Source organism: Pseudomonas sp. B20(2017) (assembly GCF_002113125.1).
Classification (GTDB): domain Bacteria; phylum Pseudomonadota; class Gammaproteobacteria; order Pseudomonadales; family Pseudomonadaceae; genus Aquipseudomonas.
Genome location: NZ_NEJP01000024.1, coordinates 70,267 through 90,197 on the forward strand (window position 1 = coordinate 70,267; position 19,931 = coordinate 90,197).

The 19,931-nt window shown below is 63.6% G+C and carries 10 protein-coding genes (1 of these 10 running past the window's edge); 6 read left to right on the forward strand and 4 right to left on the reverse strand.

Annotation, left to right across the window (positions count from 1 at the left end; translation table 11 throughout):
• Together CAF63_RS26630 and CAF63_RS26635 are read right to left on the reverse strand one after the other, a co-directional pair.
• A protein-coding gene (locus tag CAF63_RS26630; protein WP_085690366.1) for a non-ribosomal peptide synthetase crosses the window boundary here: on the reverse strand, positions 1-10,056 show its 5' portion. The gene continues 2,274 nt to the left of window position 1, outside the view; 10,056 of the gene's 12,330 nt are visible here — the first part of the coding sequence; its start codon is at positions 10,054-10,056; its stop codon lies beyond the left edge, outside the window.
• A gap of 253 nt (positions 10,057-10,309) precedes the next feature.
• Positions 10,310-11,047, reverse strand: a complete 738-nt coding sequence (locus CAF63_RS26635; RefSeq protein ID WP_085690365.1) for a thioesterase II family protein — start codon at positions 11,045-11,047, stop codon at positions 10,310-10,312.
• A 129-nt stretch (positions 11,048-11,176) separates the two neighbouring features.
• Between CAF63_RS26635 and CAF63_RS26640 the strand changes: the two genes are divergently transcribed.
• Positions 11,177-12,310 carry a cupin-like domain-containing protein gene (locus CAF63_RS26640; RefSeq protein WP_085690364.1) on the forward strand — a complete coding sequence of 378 codons (1,134 nt, stop codon included), beginning with the start codon at positions 11,177-11,179 and terminating at the stop codon, positions 12,308-12,310.
• 6 nt (positions 12,311-12,316) lie between these two features.
• Here the strand turns inward: CAF63_RS26640 and CAF63_RS26645 are convergent, their stop codons facing one another.
• Complete coding sequence (locus CAF63_RS26645; protein ID WP_085690363.1) at positions 12,317-13,489, reverse strand: MFS transporter; 1,173 nt, start codon at positions 13,487-13,489, stop codon at positions 12,317-12,319.
• A 285-nt stretch (positions 13,490-13,774) separates the two neighbouring features.
• Here CAF63_RS26645 and CAF63_RS26650 point away from each other — a divergent pair, with 285 nt between their 5' ends.
• From CAF63_RS26650 to CAF63_RS26665, 4 genes are all read left to right on the forward strand, one after another.
• Positions 13,775-14,575: a glucose 1-dehydrogenase gene (locus tag CAF63_RS26650; RefSeq protein ID WP_085690362.1), complete on the forward strand. Its 801-nt coding sequence runs from the start codon at positions 13,775-13,777 to the stop codon at positions 14,573-14,575.
• Positions 14,568-16,397, forward strand: a complete 1,830-nt coding sequence (locus CAF63_RS26655) for a glycoside hydrolase family 15 protein (RefSeq protein WP_085690361.1) — start codon at positions 14,568-14,570, stop codon at positions 16,395-16,397. The genes CAF63_RS26650 and CAF63_RS26655 overlap by 8 nt, the downstream gene beginning before the upstream one ends.
• A gap of 308 nt (positions 16,398-16,705) precedes the next feature.
• Positions 16,706-17,095, forward strand: coding sequence for a hypothetical protein (locus CAF63_RS26660; protein WP_085690360.1), 390 nt, complete (start codon positions 16,706-16,708; stop codon positions 17,093-17,095).
• 11 nt (positions 17,096-17,106) lie between these two features.
• The gene (locus tag CAF63_RS26665) at positions 17,107-18,006 is read left to right on the forward strand and encodes an alpha/beta fold hydrolase (RefSeq protein WP_085690359.1); all 900 of its coding nucleotides are present in this window, start codon (positions 17,107-17,109) and stop codon (positions 18,004-18,006) included.
• Here CAF63_RS26665 and CAF63_RS26670 read toward each other — a convergent pair.
• The gene (locus tag CAF63_RS26670) at positions 17,975-18,958 is read right to left on the reverse strand and encodes a GlxA family transcriptional regulator (protein WP_085690358.1); all 984 of its coding nucleotides are present in this window, start codon (positions 18,956-18,958) and stop codon (positions 17,975-17,977) included. The two genes, CAF63_RS26665 and CAF63_RS26670, sit on opposite strands and share 32 nt — an antisense overlap.
• Before the next feature lie 89 nt (positions 18,959-19,047).
• On the opposite strand from CAF63_RS26670, the gene inhA reads away from it, so the two are divergent.
• The gene (inhA, locus tag CAF63_RS26675; RefSeq protein WP_085690357.1) at positions 19,048-19,734 is read left to right on the forward strand and encodes an isonitrile hydratase; all 687 of its coding nucleotides are present in this window, start codon (positions 19,048-19,050) and stop codon (positions 19,732-19,734) included.
• Positions 19,735-19,931: the final 197 nt, after the last annotated feature.

Genomic DNA, 19,931 nt, shown 5'->3' on the forward strand with positions numbered 1-19,931 from the left:
GTTGATGAACAGCCCGATCTGCTGCTCGGCCCCCGGCAGGTCTGCCGGACGTCCGGCGACGGTGGCGCCGAACGCCACGCACTGTTTGCCGGTGTAACGCTGCAACAGCAACAGCCACGCGGCTTGCACCACGGTGTTGACGGTGACTTTCGACGCCCGGGCGAACTCGCTCAGACGGCGGGTCAGATCCACATCCAGCACTTGGTAATGATCGCCGTAACCGACGCTCGGCAGACCGGCAACCGGACGTGCGATCGCATCGCTCAGGCGAGTCGGTTCCTGCAGGTTGTTCAACGCCGCCTGCCAGTAAGCCTCGGCTGCCGCCACGTCCTGGCGCTGTAGCCAGGCGATGTAATCGCGATAGCGACCGGTCGGGCGCGGCACGTTCTCGCCGCTGTAGTGTTGCAACACTTCGCCGAGCAACTGCGCGCTGCTCCAGCCGTCCATCAGGATGTGATGGTTTGTGTAGATCAAGTGGTGACGATCCGTCGCCGTTTTCACCAGTACCAGTCGCAACAGCGGCGCACTGTTCAGATCCAGACCCAGGGCGCGTTCCTCATCGGCGAGGGTTTGCAACGCGCGGTCCAGATCGGCGCGGGCGCTCCAGTCGAGGACGCTGAACGGCACCTCGACCTGACGCTGCACCACTTGCACCGGTTGCGGTAAATCGCCCTGCCAGAAGAACCCGGTGCGCAGAATGTCATGGGCATCCACCGCCGCTTGCCACGCCGCACGGAAGCGCTGCGGATCGACGCCGTCGACGTCCAGGCGCATCTGGTTGATGTAGTCGCCGTTGCCGTGTTCGAGCAGGGTGTGGAACAGCATGCCCTGCTGCATCGGCGACAGCGGGTAAATGTCATCGATACCCTGCGGCTCCAGCAACAGCGCATCGAGCTGCGCCTGGGACAGTTGCGCCAGCGGGAAGTCCGACGGCGTCACGCCACGGTTGGCGGCGTCGCAGCAGTGGCGAATCAGCGCCGTCAGTTCCTGCACATAGTCATCGGCCAGACGCTGGATGGTCGCGGTGTCGAACATCGCGCCGCTGAAGGTCCAGCTCAGGTCCAGCTCACCGCCGAACACCTTGCCGTTGAGCGCCAGCGGATTGCCCAGCGGGCCCTGCATATTGACTTCTGCACCGCCGGATTCGGCGGTCGGCACAAACAACGCCTCGTCGCCGGCATCGAAACTGCCGTCGAACTGGCCCAGGTAGTTGAAGGTCAGGCGCGGTGCCGGCAAGGCGTGCAGCGACTGCCGTGCAGCGTCGTCGCCCAGATGCGCGAGCGCACCGAAACCGATGCCTTTGTTGGGGATCGCGCGCAGTTGTTCCTTGACCTGTTTCAGCGAGGCGCCCGGTTCGGCACCCGGCGCAAGACGGGCCGGGAACACACTGGTGAACCAGCCCACGGTGCGGGTCAGGTCGACATGCTCGAACAGGTCTTCGCGACCATGGCCTTCGAGCAGGACCAGCGCACTGTCGTCACCGGTCCAGCGCGTGACTGCTCGCGCCAGTGCGGTCAACAGCAAGTCGTTGACCTGGGTGCGATAGGCCGTCGGCGCTTCCTGCAACAACTGACGGGTGAGAGTTTGGTCCAGTCGGCTGCGGATGGTCAGCGCCTGATCATGTTGCTGCCCACCGTCCGGATGGTCATACGGCAACGCCGCCGAAGCGCCCTGCAACTGCTGTTGCCAAAAGCCCAGTTCAGCCTGCAACGCCGGGGTGGCGGCGTAGTCCTGCAAGGCTGCCGCCCAGGCTTTGACCGAGCTGGTGCGGGCCGGCAATTGCACGGCGGCACCGGCAGCGATCTGCCGGTAAACGTTTTGCAGGTCTTCGAAGAGAATCCGCCACGACACGCCATCGACCACCAGGTGATGCACGATCAGCAGCAGCCGCTGACTGCCGTCAGCGAGGTTCGCCAGCACCGCGCGGATCAGCGAACCGCCGCTCAGTTGCAGGCTGCGCTGCGCTTTCTCGCCCAGCGCTTCGAGGGCGGCGAGATCCGCGACGTCGACTGTCCACAGGATCGCTTCGCCGGCCTTGGTGGCGATGTCGCGGTACTGCGCCGACCAACCTTCGGCCTGCTCAGTGAAGTCCAGTCGCAAACTGTCGTGATGCATCACCAGCGCATCCAGCGCCTGCTCCAGCACTTGGGCGTCCAGTGCCCGGGTTGGCTTGAGCATCACCGACTGGTTCCAGTGGTGACGGTCAGGAATCGCATCGGCAAAAAACGCCTGGTGAATCGGCAACAATTCAGTGCTGCCGGTGACCGGTGCCTGATCGATCAACGGCAGCGATTCGCCGGTCTGCGTGACCGCGGCCAGTGCCTGAATGGTCTGGTGCTGGAACAAATCTTTGGGGGTGAAACGAATCCCGGCCTGGCGCGCGCGGCTGACCACCTGGATCGAAATGATCGAATCGCCGCCCAGTTCGAAGAAGTTGTCGCTGATCCCCACCTGCCCGAGCTTGAGCACGTCCTGCCAGATCGTCGCCAGTTGCTGCTCCACCGCGCTCTGCGGCGCGACATAAGTCTGCTGCAACTGACTGACGTCCGGCTTGGGCAGGTTTTTGCGATCGAGCTTGCCGTTCGGCGTCAGCGGCATGCGCTCCAGACGCAGTACGTAGGCTGGCACCATATGGGCCGGCAACGAGACCTTGAGCTGCGCACGCAGGTCTTCGGTGAAGTCTGCGCGGGTCGAATCGCCCACCACATAGGCCACCAGCCGCTTGCCACTGCCGGCGCTGCCTTCCTGGGCCACGACCACCGCTTCGCGCACGCCGTCGAGGGCTTGCAGCGCGGCTTCGACTTCGCCCAGTTCGATACGGAAACCGCGAATTTTTACCTGATTGTCGATGCGATCCAGGTAGTCGAACGTGCCGTCGACGCGCTGGCGGACCAGGTCGCCGGTGCGATACAGCTGACCGCCGGTGGCGCTGAACGGATCGGCGACAAAGCGCTCGGCCGTCAGCCCCGGACGGTTCAGATAACCCCGCGCCAGCCCCGTGCCGCCAAGGTACAACTCACCGGCCATGCCTTGCGGCAGCAGGTTCAAGTCGGCGTCGAGCACGTAGGCGCTGCGGTCACCGATGCGGCTGCCGATAGGCGCGTACGCGGCACCGCACGGCACTTCGCGGCCAGCCTTCCAGATCAGCGGCGTGACCACGGTTTCGGTCGGGCCGTAGCCGTTGATGATGTAGTCCGGATCCAGTGCGCGTTTGACCCGCTCGAAACTGGCGTTCGGCACCGCATCCCCGCCGAAGCAGTAGATACGCACCTTCGGTGGGTTGCCCTCGCGCTCGGCATGCTCGGCCAGTTGTTGCAGGTACACCGGCGGGAACGCGACCACGGTCACGCCGTGTTCGCGCATGGCGTTGTAGGTCTGCTCCGGGGTCCACAGGCTGTCATCGCGGATCAGCAGCGAAGCGCCGTGGGTCAGGCTGGTCAGCCAGCGTTCATGGGCACCGTCGAAGGCGAACGACATGAAGTGGAATTCGCAGTCGCTGTCGCGCATTTCGTAGCGCTGGCCGATGGCCTGGCAGTGCATCGCCAGCGGGCCGTGAGCGACGCTGACGCCTTTCGGATTGCCGGTGGAACCGGAGGTGTAGATCACGTAGGCGAGGTTGTGCGGATCGAGCTGCACCGACGGCGCGCTGATCGGCCACTCGCGCAGGTCGAGGCGATCGAGTTCCAGCAGCGGCACCGAATCGTCGACCGGCAGTTGCGCCGCCACCGACGAATCGCTGAGCAACAACGCCAGCCCCGAATCCTCGATCAGGTACGCCAAACGCTCGCGCGGATAACTGGTGTCCAGCGGCACATAGGCACCGCCGGCCTTGAGTACCGCCAGCAGCGCGACGATCACCGCTTCGCTGCGCGGCAATGCCACGCCGACCCGGGTTTCCGGGCCAACGCCACGGGCGATCAGGGCATGGGCCAGTTGATTGGCGCGCTGATCGATTTCGCCATAGCAGAAATGCCGGCCGTCGAAGATCACCGCGGTGCGTTGCGGACGTTCGGCTGCCAGGGCCGCAATCCGCTGATGCACGCCGATGTCCACCGGGTACGGCTGAGGCAGATTGTCCGCGTGTTGCCGGGCGTGCTCTGCCGCATCGGCCAGGGCGATTTCACCGAGGTTGCGTTCTGCCGACTCAACGAACTGCTCCAGCAAGTGCAGCAAATGGGCGTCGATGCTTTCGATGACCGCCGGGGCAAACTGGCTGCGCTCGAAGCTGTAGTGCAACGCCAGTTGCTCGCCGAGGGTTACCGCCACGCTCAGGCCGTAGTGGGTCTGTTCGAGGTTGGCGACATCGCCGAACACCACGCCTTGGCCCGAGCCCTGTTGCAGGGCCTGGGCAATCGGGTAGTTCTCGAACACCAGAATGTTGTCGAACAGCGCTTCACCGCCCTGCCCGGCCCAGCGCTGGATGTCCGCCAACGGCGTGTGCTCAAAGTCGCGCAATCCGAGGTTCTGCGCCTGAACCGCTTGCAGCCAGTCGCCGACTGTCTGATCCGGACGCGGCGTGCCGATCACCGGCAAAGTGTTGATGAACAGCCCGACTTGCTGCTCGATGCCCGGCAAGTCCGCCGGACGTCCGGCCACCGTCGCGCCAAAGGCCACGGTTTCGTGACCGGTGTAGCGTTGCAGCAACAGCAGCCACGCCGCTTGCACCAACGTGTTGACCGTGACTTTCTGCTGGCGGGCGAAGGTTTCCAGCGCCTGGGTGCGCTGCGCATCCAGGGTCTGGAAGTGATCGCCGTGCCCGCTCTGGCCATCGTTGGCCGAGGCCACACGAGCCAGACGCGTCGGTTCTTGCAGCGCGGCCAACTGACCGTTCCAGAAGTCCTCGCTCAACTGACCGTCCTGACGTTGCAGCCAGGCGATGTAATCGCGATAACGCCCGCCACCGCTGGTCGGCGCACGACCGCTGTAGCGCTGCAGGACTTCGCCGAGCAACTGCGAATTACTCCAGCCATCCATCAGGATGTGGTGGTGGGTGTAGATCAGATGCCACTGATCGGCGCCGGTCTGCACCAGTACCAGTCGCAGCAACGGCGCCTGGCTCAGATCAAAGCCCTGCACGCGCTCGGCGTCGGCCAGTGCCGCCAGGTCTTGCGCCTGATCGTCACGCTCGCGCCAGTCCAGCGCGGTGAACGGCAGCGCAAGGTGTTTGTGAACGATCTGCAACGGTTGCTGCAAGTCACCCTGCCAGACAAAGCCACTGCGCAGAATGTCCTGCGCGTCCAGCGTCGCTTGCCACGCCGCACGGAAACGCTCGGCGTCGAGGCCCTGCACATCCACGCGCAACTGGTTGACGTACTCGCCCGCCGCTTGCTCGTAAAGGGTGTGGAACAGCAGGCCCTGTTGCATCGGCGACAGCGGATAGAGGTCGTCGAGCTGACCGGCCGGCACCGGCAAACCATCGAGTCCGGCCTGAGTGATGCGGGCCAGCGGGAAGTCCGACGGCGTGGCCTGCGGCAGTGCCTGATTGCAGCAATGTTCGATCAATGCGTCGAGTTCGAGCGCGTATTGATCCGCCAGATGCTGCACCGTCGCGGCGTCGAACATCTCGCGGCTGAAGCCCCAGCTCATCGCCAGTTCGCCGCCGTAGACCTGACCTTCGACGGTCAGCCAATTGGCCAGCGGCGCGGACGGATCCTGGGCGGTGCCACTGCCTTCGGTGGACGGCACCAGCAGCGCCGACTCGTCGAACTGGCGGTCGAACTGTCCCAGGTAGTTGAAGGTGATGCGCGGCGCCGGCAAGGCCGCCAGTTCGGCACGCACCGACGGCGCGGCGAGATGGCGCAGCACGCCATAACCCAGCCCCTTGTCCGGCACGGCGCGCAGTTGTTCCTTGACCGATTTGATTGATCCGTCGAGGTCGTCGCTGCTGGTCAGGTTCACCGCGAACAGGCTGGTGAACCAGCCCACGCTGCGGGTCAGGTCAATGTCATCGAACAGGTCTTCACGGCCATGGCCTTCCAGCTCGATCAGCGTACCCGACTGCCCGGTCCAGCGGCTGATCGTGCGGGCCAGCGCAGTCAGCAGCAGATCATTGACCTGGGTGCGATAGGCCGCCGGGGCCTGTTGCAGCAATTGACGGGTGCGCGCGGCATCCAGGCGCCATTCGATTTTCTCGCCGTGGATGTTTTGCAGGCTGCCCTCGGGGCGCTCGCACGGCAGGTCCATAGCACCATGATGCTGGGCTTTCCAGTAATCCAGTTGAGCGTCGAAGCGCGATGCTTCGGCACTCAGGCGCGCGGTCCAGGTCTGGAACGCGCTGGTCTTGGCCGGCAACTGAACGCCGCCGCCCGCCGCCAGTTGTTCGTAGGCTTGCTGCAGATCTTCCAGCAGTACCCGCCACGACACGCCGTCCACCACCAGGTGATGAACGATCAACGCCAGCCGCTGGCTGCCATCGGCCATGGCCACCAGCACGGCGCGCAGCAGCGGTCCGTTTTCCAGGTTCAGGCTGCGCTGGGCAGCATCGCACAAGGCTGTCAGTTGCTCGGCGGTTTGCGCTTCGCGCTGCCACAGGTCGGCGGTTTCCACCAGCGGCCCGTGGAATTGCCGCCAGCCGTCGGCGCTTTCGACATAGCGTAGGCGCAAGGCATCGTGATGGTTGATCACATGCGCCAGCGCAACGTCGAGCCATTGCGCGTTCAGCGGCTCGCGGGCGGTCAGCAGCAGCGACTGGTTCCAGTGCTCGCGGGCGTCCATCGGGTTGGCGAAAAACGCCTGCTGGATCGGGCCCAGCAGTGCGTCGCCGGTCACCGGTCCCTGATCCACCGAACTGTGGTGATCGACTTTGGCGACCAGTGCCAGGCTGCGCACGGTCTGGTACTGGAACAGGTCGCGCGGGCTAACCCGAATCCCGGCCTGCCGTGCGCGGCTGACCACCTGAATCGAGATGATCGAGTCACCGCCCAGTTCGAAAAAGTTGTCTTCCAGACCGACGCGCTCGATCCCCAGCACGTCCTGCCAAATGGCCGCCAACGCAATCTGCATGGCGTCCTGCGGGGCGATAAATTCCTGCTGCGGCGCGGCGTCCGGTTGCGGCAGGGCTTTGCGGTCGAGTTTGCCGTTGGCGGTCACCGGCAACTTGGCCAGAGTCATCAGGTAAGTCGGCACCATGAACTCCGGCAGACTGCCGAGCAACCAGGCCTTGACGCCTTGCTGCCATTGCTCCGGCGGATTGGCGTCCTCCAGCACCAGGTAACCGACCAGATGCTTGCCGCCCTGCACCAGCACCACGGCTTCGCGCACCAGCGGATGCTGCATCAGGCGAGTTTCGATTTCGCCCAGTTCGATGCGCAGACCGCGCAGTTTCACTTGATGGTCGAGTCGTCCGAGGTATTCGATCACGCCGTCGGCGCGCTGACGCACGCGGTCGCCGGTGCGGTACAGGCGCTCGCCGTCATGGAACGGGCACGGCACGAAGCGTTCGGCGGTCAGCGCCGGGCGACGATGATAACTGCGCGCCAGCCCTGCCCCGCCGAGGTACAACTCACCGGCCACACCGCTTGGCACCGGCAACAGTTCGGCGTCGAGCACATGGGTGCGCAGGTTGGCGATCGGCTGACCGATCGGCACGCTGTCGGCGCCTTCATCGACACAAGTCCAGTGGGTCACGTCGATGGCCGCTTCGGTCGGGCCGTAGAGGTTGTACAGACCCGCCGCCGGCAGTTTCGTAAAGACCTGGATTTGCGCGTCCAGCGGCAAGGCCTCACCACTGCAGACAATGCGCTTGAGCCCGGTGCACGCCTCGACGCCCGGTTCGTGAATGAACGCCTGGAGCATCGACGGCACGAAGTGCAGCGTGGTGATGCCGTGACGGTTGATGGTGTCGATCAATTGCAGCGGATCGCGATGCACACCCGGCGCCGCGACCACCAGACGCGCGCCGGTCAGCAGTGGCCAGAAAAACTCCCAAACCGACACGTCGAAGCTGAACGGGGTTTTCTGCAACACCGCATCGCTGCCGTCCAGACCGTAGGCTTCCTGCATCCAGCACAGCCGATTGACCAGTGCCGCGTGGCTGTTGCCGGCCCCCTTGGGTTTACCAGTGGAGCCGGAGGTGTAAATCACATAGGCCAGATTCAAAGGCTCGACCACTACGTCGGGACGGCTGGCGCTGTACCCGTCCAGCCAGTCGGCCGGTTGGTCGAGGGTGATGACCGTCACACCTTCGGTCGGCAATCCCGAGGCCAGCTCGCTCTGGGTCAGCAGCAAGCGGATGCCGCTGTCCTCGACCATGTAGACCAGACGCTCTTGCGGGTATTCCGGGTCGAGCGGCACATAGGCGCCGCCGGCCTTGTGAATCGCCAGCAGGCCGATGACCATTTCCGGCGAACGCTCGACGCAGATGCCGACCAGACTGTCCGCCTGCACACCCTGCTCGCGCAGCAGGTGCGCCAGGCGGTTGGCCCGGGCATCGAGTTCGGCATAGCTCAGGGTGGTGTCGCCGAACGTCAGCGCCGGGGCATCCGGCGTGCGCGCAACCTGCGCTTCGATCAGATGATGGATCGGCTGCCCGACCGGGTACTCCGCCTGGGTAGCGTTCCAGCCGTGCACCAGGGTCTGCTGCTCGTCTGCCTCCAGCAACGGCAACTCACCGATGCGCTGCGACGAATCCGCCACCATCGCCTTCAGCAGTCGCGTCCAGTGCCGGGCCATGCGCTCGATGGTGGCGGCGTCGAACAGATCGCTGGCGTAGGTCAGCGCGGCGTGCAGCTTGCCGCCCTTCTCGTAGGTGTCCAGGGTCAGGTCGAACTGGGTGGTGCGGCTCTGCCAGTCGAGGCTGTCCAGCGCCAGGCCGGACGCGGTGCTGATCGTCGTGATGTCGGCGACCTGCGGCTGGTGGTTGTACATCACCTGGAACAACGGCGTGTGGCTGAGGCTGCGTTCCAGTTTCAAGGCTTCGACCAGACGCTCGAACGGCAGATCCTGATGGGCCTGGGCACCGAGGGCGGTTTCCTTGATGGCGCGCAGCAGGTCATCGACCCGGGTCTGCCCGTCCAGTTGCGTACGCAGCACCTGGGTGTTGACGAAGAAGCCGATCAGCCCTTCGATTTCCCCACGGTTGCGGTTGGCGATCGGCACGCCCACGCGCAGATCGGTCTGGCCGGTGTAACGGTGCAGCAGCGCATTGAACGCGCCCAGCAACAGCATGAACAACGTCACCTGATGCTGCTGCGCGGTGTGGCGCAACTGGTCGGCCAACTGGCTGTCGATCGCGAATTCGTAACGGGTGCCGCGATAACTCGGCATCGCCGGGCGCGAGTGATCCAGCGGCAGTTCGAGCACCGGGTGCTCATCGCCCAATTGTGCCTGCCAGTACGCCAGTTGCCGGGCCTGCTCGCCGGCTTCGAGCCAGCGGCGCTGCCACAAAGCATAGTCGCTGTACTGGATCGGCAGCGCCGCCAATTGCGGTTGCTCGCCGGCATCGAAGGCGTCGTAGCAGCGGATGAACTCGTCGATCAGCACGTTCATCGACCAGCCGTCGGAAACGATGTGATGCAAGGTCAGCAACAGCACATGTTCCTGCTCGGCGAGCTTGAGCAGCGTGACGCGCAACAGCGGGCCGACCGCCAGATCGAACGGCAGCACCGACTGCTGCTCGGCGGCGCGGGTAACCGCCTGCTCGCGCTCGTCGGCAGGCAATGCGCTGAAATCCTCGTGGGCAATCACCAGCGGCGCCGAGGCCGGCACCTGCAACAGGCTGTCGTCGGCCTGGCGCTGGAACACTGTGCGCAGTGTTTCGTGGCGCTCCACCAATCGGGCGAAGGCTTGCTCCAGCGCCACAAGATTCAAGCGGCCAGTCAGGCGCACGGCGCCCGGCAGGTTATAGGCGCCGCTCTGCGGATCGAGTTGCCAGAGAAACCACATGCGCTGCTGCGCGTAAGACAGCGCCTGACGATCCTCGGCCTCGATTCCGGCGGGAATCGGGAAACGGGCGAAATCCACGCCCTCCTTTTGCAGCGCCGCCAGGAACATCTGGCGTTTTTCGAGAGGCAACCCGATAAACCGGCGAGCGAGTTTCAAGGAGTCTTCTGCATTCATTTCTTGGCATCCGGATCAGTAGGCAGGCAGCACAAAGGCGCGTCGTCCCTATAAAACGAATGCAGACCGGAAAAATTAGCGATTGAGAAGAAGTGTCAGAAGGGAGGTAAAGCGAGGATTTCAGGCGCACCACAGATCAAATGTGGGAGCGAGCTTGCTCCGGGCGGCGATCCGACGAAAGCAGTGTGTCAGATAAACAAGCATCGACTGACATGACGCTTTCGCGAGCAAGCTCGCTCCCACAGGTAAAGCCTCAGGCCGAGACAGCCAGAGCATGGCGCCGATGGTGCACCTCCAGTTGATCCTTGATCACCTTGAGCACTCGGGCTTCATGCTCATGAATGAAAAAGTGCCCGCCAGCCAGCATGTCCACCGAGAAACTGCCACGGGTCTCCTTGCTCCAGCCGATCAGTTGTTCGGTGGTGGCACGGTCAGCCTTGCCGCCGAGCACGTGCACGGGGCAGTTGAGCAATGGCCGCTGCACCGGCTCGAACTTGCCGCACAGCTGGAAATCCGCACGCAGGATCGGCAGGGTCAGGCTCATCAACTCTTCGTTGGCCAGCACTTCCTCGCTGGTGCCGTTGAGCGTGCGCAACTGGTCGATCAACTGGGCATCGGTCTTGGGATCGGCAAAACCCCGGTCGTAATCGGCGCGCATCGTCGGCGCCGCCGTGCCTGAGGCGAACAACGCCACCGGCTCCGGGCAACCCAGTGCGCGCAATGCATGGGCGATTTCGCAGGCCAGCAACGCGCCCAGGCTATGGCCGAACAGCGCATAGGGCGCCTTGAGGGTCGGGCGCAATTCCTTTGCCAGCTGCATCGCCAACCCGCGCATGTCGGTGTGCAACGGCTCGCCGAAACGTGCGCCGCGCCCCGGTAATTCCACCGGTTGCAATTGCAGCCATTGCGGCAGCCTCGGCCGCCAGCGGCTGTAGACCATGGCACTGGCGCCGGAGTACGGCAGGCACAGCAGGGTCAGTTTGGTCACCACGCTTCCCTCGAAAAATGTCTCTTCAAGAGGGTACGGATCAGGCAGCGGGCAAATTAGTCGCGGGCCGGTAAATTTGCCCGCCAGGCGCTCGTTAACTGTTCAGACCAATTCCAACAACGAGGGATCACCGTGGATCTGCAGACCATTCTGGGCAAGTTGTTCGCCAACGCGGGCGCCGTCGGCATCGAAGGCATCTTCCAATTCGTGTTTGGTCCGCAGCAAGCGTATTGGTGCGAAATCAAGGCCACCAGCCGTACCGAGGCCGGTCGCCATCCGAGTCCCGACGTGACCATTGAAGTCGCCCACACCGATTTCCTCGGCATCATGAGCGGCACCGCCAACGTCGAAGAGCTGTTCGCCAGTGGCCGTCTGAAGATCGGCGGCAACATGGGCCTGGCGACGATGCTGCCGCAGATCATCGAGCATGCGATGCACGGTGGAGCGGTCGCGGAAAAGGTCGACATGAACAAGCGCTACCCCACCCCGCCGCGCTTCAGTGAAAAACTCACCGAACGCCTGCCGACCCAGGTCAGCGTCGAGCGTATTGCACGGGGCAAGCTGTCGGTCAGCGAATTCGAGGCCCGTTACCTGCCCAACGGTATTCCGGTGGTGATCAGCAATGCGCTGCAAGACTGGCCGCTGTTCAACCTCAGCCGCGAAGAGTCGCTGGTGCATTTCGCCGAACTGCAAGGCATCACCCGGCACGGCGATTACGTGAAAAAGACGTTCTCGACCGAACGGGATTTTCGCTCCACGTCGATGGCCGATTTCATCGCCTCGCTGGACAGCCCGGCCGTCAAGGGCGCGGACGGCGAGCCACCGGCCTACATGGGCAACAACATCCTGCCGGCAGCGTTGATGCAGCAGATTAAATACCCGCCCTATTTCGATGCCTCGCTGTTCATCCCGCCACGGATCTGGATCGGGCCCAAGGGCACCCTGACGCCGCTGCACCGCGATGACACCGACAACCTGTTCGCCCAGGTCTGGGGCCAGAAGAAATTCACCCTCGCCGCACCCCATCACCGCGAAGCACTAGGCACCTGGTCCACGGCTCCCAAAGGCGGGCTGGACGGCTGCGACTTCAACCCGGACGCGCCGGACTATGAACGCTTCCCCGCTGCGCGTGATGTGACATTCCTGCGCGTGACGCTCGAGGCCGGGGATCTGCTGTTCCTGCCCGAAGGCTGGTTCCATCAGGTGGAGTCGGTGTCGACGTCGCTGTCGGTCAACTTCTGGGTAAACTCGGGCCGGGGCTGGTAACCGGCATTATTTGAGGTGACGAAAGCTCTGCACCGCAGAGCCCAGGACCACTGCCCCGGCGGCAATCGCCAACCAAAAACCGCTGCGCGCGCCAAAGGCATCCACCAATGCGCCGGAGCCGGCGGCGCCGATGGCCACGCCGATGCTCAAACCGGTCACCAACCAGGTCAGGCCTTCGGTGAGTTTGGCCGGCGGTACGATGCGTTCGATCAGCGCCATCGCCACAATCAGGGTCGGGGAGAAGAACAGCCCGGCGATGAACACCGCCACGGCCAACCCGAAAATGTTGCTCGCCAGCAGTAACGGCAGCGTGGTCACCGCTGTCGCCAATCCGCCGTAGAGAAACAGACGCGGCAACGGCAGCTTCGAGCGCATTGCGCCGAAGGCGATACCGGCCAGACAGGAACCGATGGCGTACACCGACAACACGATACTCGCCGCCGCCGGTTGACCCTGCTGCTGGGCGAACGCGACGCTGACCACATCCACCACACCGACAATCACGCCCATGGCGAGCATCAACGCCAGCAACCATTGCACGTCGGTCGAACGAATGATCGAGCCTTGATGCTGCGACTCATGCGGGTGCACCGGCGGCTCGGTGCTGCGCTGAGCAACGAATGCCGTGACGCCAATCGCCAGCATCAACAACGCCGCCAGCGGCCCGGCCTCGGGAAACACGCCGACGCACAAGCCCACCGACAACGGCGGGCCGACGATGAAGCAGACTTCGTCGAGCACCGATTCCAGCGCATACGCCGTCTGCAACTGCGGCTGGCCGCGATAGATTTCGGTCCAGCGCGCCCGCGCCATCGCCGACATGCTAGGCATGCAACCGGCCAATGCGGCGCAGACAAACAGCGTCCAGGTCGGCGCCTGCAAACGGGTGCACAGCAGTAACATCAGCAGCGCGCCCCCACCGATCAGCGCCGCCACCGGCAGCACTCGCCCCTGACCGAAACGATCCACCAGCCGTGACACCTGCGGCGCGCAAAACGCCGTGGCCAAGGCAAAGGTCGCCGCCACCCCACCCGCCAACGCGTAGCCGCCGGTCAATTGCGAGAGCATGGTGATCACGCCGATACCGGTCATGGAAATCGGCATGCGCGCGATCGTCGCGGCAATCACAAAAGCCCGGGCGCCGGGGGCGTTGAACAACTCGCGGTAAGGGTTTGCCATCGGATGCAGCCTCATCAGGGGCGGCCAAGTTGCCACAAAGCCTGACGGCCGGGGAAGCGAGGAATTGTTGGTGGAGTGTGAAGTCCCCAGTGCGCGCAAGGCCAATCGCTGCCGCGTTGATCGTTCCCACGCTCCGCGTGGGAATGCAGCCCGGGACGCTCTGCGTCCCATGCGGACTCGGGCGCATCCAAGAGAAACCTGTCGATGATTTCATGTACGTGGATGAACTCTCGCCACCGCCCATCAGTCAGCTAATTAAGCCCTCAACCCAAGGCGCGACCCTGCATGCAGATTTCCCTCGCCCGTCAGGTGGCACTGGTCACCGGCGCCAGTTCCGGCATCGGCCACGGTGCCGCCAAAGCCCTGGCCGCTGCCGGTGCTGCCGTGGTCATTAACTACAACCGTCAGGCCGAACCCGCCGAAGCGCTGGCCCGGCAAATCATTGCCGATGGTGGTCAGGCCATCGCCATCGGCGCGGATGTCTCGAAGGAGGAAGACGTTGAGCGGCTGTTCCAGCAAACCCTCGACACCTTCGGAACACTGGACATTCTGGTGGCCAACTCCGGCCTGCAAAAGGACGCGGCGGCTGTGGATATGTCGCTGGCCGACTGGAACGCGGTGATCGGCATCAACCTCACCGGCCAGTTCCTCTGCGCCCGCGCCGCGCTGCGGATCTTCAATCGCCAAGGCGTGCGCGAAGGCGTGTCCCGGGCTGCCGGTAAGATCATCCACATGAGTTCGGTGCACCAGCGCATTCCTTGGGCCGGCCACGTCAATTACGCAGCGTCCAAGGGCGGCGTCGATCAATTGATGCAGACGTTGGCCCAGGAAGTCAGCCACCAGCGCATCCGCATCAACGGCATCGCGCCGGGGGCGATCCGCACGGCCATCAATAAGGACGCCACCGAAGGCGATGCAGGCCAGGCCCTGCTCAAACTCATCCCTTACGGGCGCATCGGCGATGTCGAGGACGTGGCCAACGCGGTGGTGTTTCTCGCCTCCGATGCCTCTGACTACATCGTCGGCACCACCCTGTTCATCGACGGCGGCATGAGCCTCTATCCGGAGTTCCGTGGCAATGGCTGAGCATCATTCCGAACGACAAAGCCCCATCGACGCCCACGGCATCATTGGCGACATGCGCAGCGCCGCGCTGGTCAACGACAAGGGCAGCGTGGATTTCTTCTGCTGGCCAGAGTTCGACAGCCCGTCGATCTTCTGTTCGCTGCTGGACACGCCCGATGCCGGGATTTTCCAGCTCGCCCCGGATCTGCCCGATGCCCGACGCGAACAGATTTACCTGCCGGACACCAACGTCCTGCAAACCCGCTGGCTCAGCGATCACGCCGTGGTGGAAATCACCGATCTGCTGCCCATCGGCGACAGCGACGATGCCTTGCCGCTGTTGATACGCCGGGTGCGGGTGGTCAGCGGAGAAGCGACGTTTCATCTGCGCTGCGCGGTTCGGCATGACTACGCCCGCGCTGAAACCCGCGCCGTCATCGATAAAAAGGACGTGCTGTTCAGCGCCAGCGGACAGCCGACACTGCGACTCGCCTCGGACCAAACCTTGAGCGTCGATCAGGAAGCAGCCGTCGCGCAATTCACCCTCAAGCAGGATCAGACCGCTGCATTCATGCTCGGCGCCAGCGACGATCCGCGTTTTGCCGAAGGCGCCGCGCAGCTGTGCATCGAACGCACGCTGAAGTTCTGGCGCGACTGGATCGGCCAGTCCAACTATCGGGGTCGCTGGCGGGAAATGGTCAACCGCTCGGCCCTGGCCCTGAAGCTGCTGACCTCACGCCAGCACGGCGCAATCCTCGCTGCCGCCACTTTCGGCCTGCCGGAAACACCCGGCGGCGAACGCAACTGGGACTATCGCTACACCTGGATCCGCGACGCCTCGTTCACCGTCTACGCCTTCCTGCGCCTGGGCTTTGTCGACGAAGCCAACGGCTACATGCGCTGGCTGCGCGGGCGGGTCAGCGACTGCTGCGGCCAGTCATCGATGAAGCTGAACATCCTCTACGCCATCGACGGCCGCCAGGAACTGCCGGAAACCGAACTCACGCATTTGTCCGGCCATGGCGGCGCGAAACCGGTGCGCATCGGCAATGGGGCGTACAACCAGATTCAACTGGATATCTTCGGCGAACTGATGGACGCCGTTTATCTGGTCAACAAGTACGGCGACGCGATTTCCCACGAAGGCTGGCAACACGTGATGGAAGTGGTCGATCAGGTCTGTGAGACCTGGCAGACCAAGGATGTGGGCATCTGGGAAATGCGCGGTGAGCAACATCACTTCCTGCACTCGCGACTGATGTGCTGGGTGGCGCTGGACCGGGCGATCCGCCTGGCCTCGAAACGCTCCCTGCCAGCGCCGTTCGCCCGCTGGGACCAGACCCGTCAGGCGATTCATGCCGACATCTGGGACAACTTCTGGAACGAAGAGCGCGGGCATTTTGTGCAGTATCAGGGCGGTACTGCGCTGGATGGCTCGATGCTGCTGATGCCGCTGGTGCGTTTCGTCAGCGCCAAGGATCCGAAATGGCTGGCGACGTTGGAAGCGATCGAGAAACATCTGGTGCGTGACGGGATGGTCTACCGCTATCGCAATGACGATTCGGGGATCGACGGATTGTCCGGTACCGAGGGCGCCTTCGCCGCGTGCTCGTTCTGGTACGTCGAATGCCTGGCCCGCGCCGGGCAAGTAGAAAAGGCCCACCTGGAATTCGAGCAACTGTTGCGTTACGCCAATCCGCTGGGGTTGTATGCCGAAGAGTTCGACAACCGTGGTCGGCATCTGGGCAATACGCCGCAGGCGTTGACGCATCTGGCGCTGATCAGTGCGGCGAGCTTTCTCGATCGCAAGTTGAGCGGGGAGAAAAATTACTGGCAGCCGTAGTGATCCTTCTTCGCCAGAGTCTGTAAGAAAGATCTCAACTTCAATCGCCGCTTGTAGGAAGGCTACCTACGAGCGGCAAACACCCCCGAGCCTTGCGATTGAAGGGCTGGCCCACACAATCGATTCCTTTCGATACAACTTGTTGATGGTACGGCCTACAGAAACCTGCCAACCCCGTGTAACGCTTGGCCCGCAACTCGCACTTACACCCCGAAATACCTTGTTGCCAGCTGTTACATCCACCCCTACCATCCACCGCAACGGGCACAGCGGAGCTGTCCAATAAAAACCCGATTCAAGGAACCAGAATGAGCCAACGCATCCACCGCCCCATCGATTCCCCATTGAGGTCTGGCCTGACCCGCGACGAACTGTGGGAAGCCGCCGACAAGGGCCTGATCAAATGCTGGGAAATCGGCCGCCAGCGCGCCATCCGCTTCCCCGACCTCGCCCAACGCTGCAGTGCCGACGAACTGCCGGTGCTGGGCTGGAAAGGTGGTGTCAGCCGCAGCCTGAAGAAGAATGAAAAATACGGATCACTAAAATACCTGGCCCAGTGGCAGGGGTTGCGCGGGGAAGATCTGGATATCGATCTGGGTGCCGAACGGGTCATGACCTGCTCGCGGACGAAAATGGTGGTGACGTTTACGCCGGATCGCAGCAAGTATTTCAATCAGGTGGCGGAAGCCGAGGTGTAAGGAGACTTTCCATGACCGGTGCCGAAATCCGATTCAGCCAAACCCCTAGCCTGACCATCGGCTATGAACATCACGGCCCGGAAAACGGCACGCCGGCCATTCTCCTCCACGGCTTCCCCTACTCCCCCCGCGCCTACGACGAAATTGCCCCGCCCCTCGCCGCCAAGGGTTACCGGGTAATCGTGCCGTATCTACGCGGCTACGGGCCGACCCGTTTCAACAGCCCGGACACGCTGCGCTCCGGCCAGCAAGCGGCGCTGGCGCAGGATCTGCTGGATCTGATGGATGCGCTGGGTATCGAGCAAGCGACGCTCTGCGGTTATGACTGGGGTGGTCGGGCGGCGTGCATCGTGGCGGCGCTGTTTCCCGAGCGCGTGCGCGGGTTGGTGACGGGCGACGGCTACAACTTGCAAGACATTCCGAATTCGGTCCAGCCGCTGGATCCGCAGAGCGAGCATCGCTTCTGGTATCAGTATTACTTCCACACGCCCCGTGGCGTTGCAGGGCTGACGCAGAATCGCCGGGCGCTGTGCGAGTTGCTGTGGCAGTTGTGGTCACCGACCTGGGCGAGGAACGCCGAGCGTTTTCCGCTGAGCGCACCGGCGTTTGATAACCCGGACTTCGTTGAAGTGGTGATTCACTCCTACCGCCATCGATTCATGTATGCACCGGGCGATCCGGCGCTGGAGTGGATGGAGCAGGCGCTGGAAAAACAACCGGCGATCAGCGTTCCGACGATTTCGCTGTGCGGTGCCGATGATGGCGTCGGCCCGGCGCCGGCGGACGACGAAGATGCGCACCACTTCACCGGGCCTTATGAGCGGCGAGTTCTGATGGGTGTCGGGCACAACATTCCGGAAGAAGCGCCGGGCGAAACGCTCAAGGCATTACTGGATCTGCTCCAGCGCTGACCGAAAACCGCTCCCGATACGCCTGCGGCGTCACGCCCATGGCCCGCAGGAAACTGCGTCTTAAGGTTTCTTCACTGCCAAATCCACAATTGGCCGCGACCCGTTTGATCGGCAATCCGGTATCGCTCAGCAACCGGCGCGCCGTTTCAACGCGGATCAGTTCGATGGCGCGGGCCGGGGTCTGGCCGGTGTCGGCGCGGTAGTGGCGCACGAAACTGCGTTCGCTCATGCCGGCCTGTTCGGCGAGGGTCGGGATGCCCAGATCGCAGGTGAGGTGTTCGGCAATCCACGCGTGCAGATCGTCGAAGCGGTTGCCCTGTTTTTGCAGCGACAGCGTCACGCTGAATTGCGACTGCCCACCCGGGCGCTTGAGGAACACCACCAGTTGCCGGGCGACGTCCAGGGCCATGTCGCGGCCGAGGTCGTCTTCGACCATGGCCAGCGCCAGGTCGATGCCGGCGGTGACACCCGCCGAGGTCCAGACCGGGCCGTCATTGATGAAGATCGGATTGGGCTCGACCTGCAATTGCGGGTGCTGCTGCGCCAGTTGTTCGCAGCGGGTCCAGTGGGTGACGACCCGGCGGCCGTCGAGCCAGCCGCTGGCCGCCAGCAGAAATGCGCCGGTGCAGACCGAGGCCACGCGCCGGCATCCGTTGGCGTGTTCACGCACCCAACTCACCAACCCGGCGTCTTCGGCAGCGGCGTAAACGCCCCAGCCGCCGGCGATGATTAGCGTATCGCTGGGTTGCTTCGGCAGAGGTTCAGCCAGCATCGCCAACCCGGCAGACGAGTTCACCGCCCCGCCGCCGCTGGCGATGACCGTTGGCGCGTAAGGCGCAGGCAAACCCTGCTGGCGGGCAATGTCGTTGGCCGAGGCAAAAACCTGCAACGGCCCGGTGACATCGAGCAGTTGCACATTGGCGAACGCGAGGACGTGGATGATTTTCGGCATTTGGCGTAATTCGAGGGCTGATTGGCGTATGCGCCAAAACCTACGCGCCTACAGTGAAGCCGTCTACCCCCTTTTCACGGAGATGAACCATGGCGTTGCAGATCGGTTTTCTGTTGTTTCCTCAGGTGCAGCAACTCGACTTGACCGGCCCGTATGACGTGCTGGCCTCGCTGCCGGACGTGCAGGTGCATCTGGTCTGGAAGGATCTGGTGCCGGTAACTTCCAGCACCGGGCTGCTGCTGAAACCGACCACCACGTTCGAGGACTGCCCGGCTCTGGATGTGATCTGCGTTCCCGGCGGCGCCGGGGTCGGGGCGTTGATGGAAGATGAGCAGACGCTGGCGTTCATCAAGGCGCAAGCCGCGCAGGCGCGTTACGTGACGTCGGTGTGCACCGGTTCGCTGGTGCTCGGCGCGGCGGGCCTGCTGCGAGGCAAGCGCGCGACCACGCATTGGGCTTATCACGATTTGCTACCGATACTGGGCGCAATTCCAGTAAAGGATCGGGTGGTGCGTGACGGCAATCTGTTTACCGGGGGCGGTATCACCGCCGGGATCGATTTTGCCCTGACCCTGGCGCAAGAACTGGTCGGCGTCGATACGGCGCAACTGGTGCAGTTGCAGCTGGAATATGCGCCGGCGCCGCCGTTTGATTCGGGCAGCCCGGACACTGCGCCGAGCGGGATTGTCGAGGAGGCGCGCAAGCGTGCGGCGCCTTCGCTGAAATTGCGTACTGAAATCACCGAGCGTGCTGCGGCGAAACTCAACCTGCGCTGATCTCCAGCCAAAAACAAAACCCTGTGGGAGCGAGCTTGCTCGCGATGAGGGCGTGTCAGTTGACCTTTGTGCCACTGACCCACCGCCATCGCGAGCAAGCTCGCTTGTATGCTGGTACTTGAAGGGAGGAGGAGGGACAAGGCTCGATTCTGACTGTTGGCGCAGTACAGATCCGTGGGAGATTTCGCCCCTCCTCC

Coding starts and splice junctions, on each gene's coding strand:
- CAF63_RS26645 (WP_085690363.1), bottom strand. CDS start 13,489: ATGGCAAACCCTTACCGCGAGTTGTTCAACGCCCCCGGCGCCCGGGCT.
- CAF63_RS26650 (WP_085690362.1), top strand. CDS start 13,775: ATGCAGATTTCCCTCGCCCGTCAGGTGGCACTGGTCACCGGCGCCAGT.
- CAF63_RS26655 (WP_085690361.1), top strand. CDS start 14,568: ATGGCTGAGCATCATTCCGAACGACAAAGCCCCATCGACGCCCACGGC.
- CAF63_RS26660 (WP_085690360.1), top strand. CDS start 16,706: ATGAGCCAACGCATCCACCGCCCCATCGATTCCCCATTGAGGTCTGGC.
- CAF63_RS26665 (WP_085690359.1), top strand. CDS start 17,107: ATGACCGGTGCCGAAATCCGATTCAGCCAAACCCCTAGCCTGACCATC.
- CAF63_RS26670 (WP_085690358.1), bottom strand. CDS start 18,958: ATGCCGAAAATCATCCACGTCCTCGCGTTCGCCAATGTGCAACTGCTC.
- inhA (WP_085690357.1), top strand. CDS start 19,048: ATGGCGTTGCAGATCGGTTTTCTGTTGTTTCCTCAGGTGCAGCAACTC.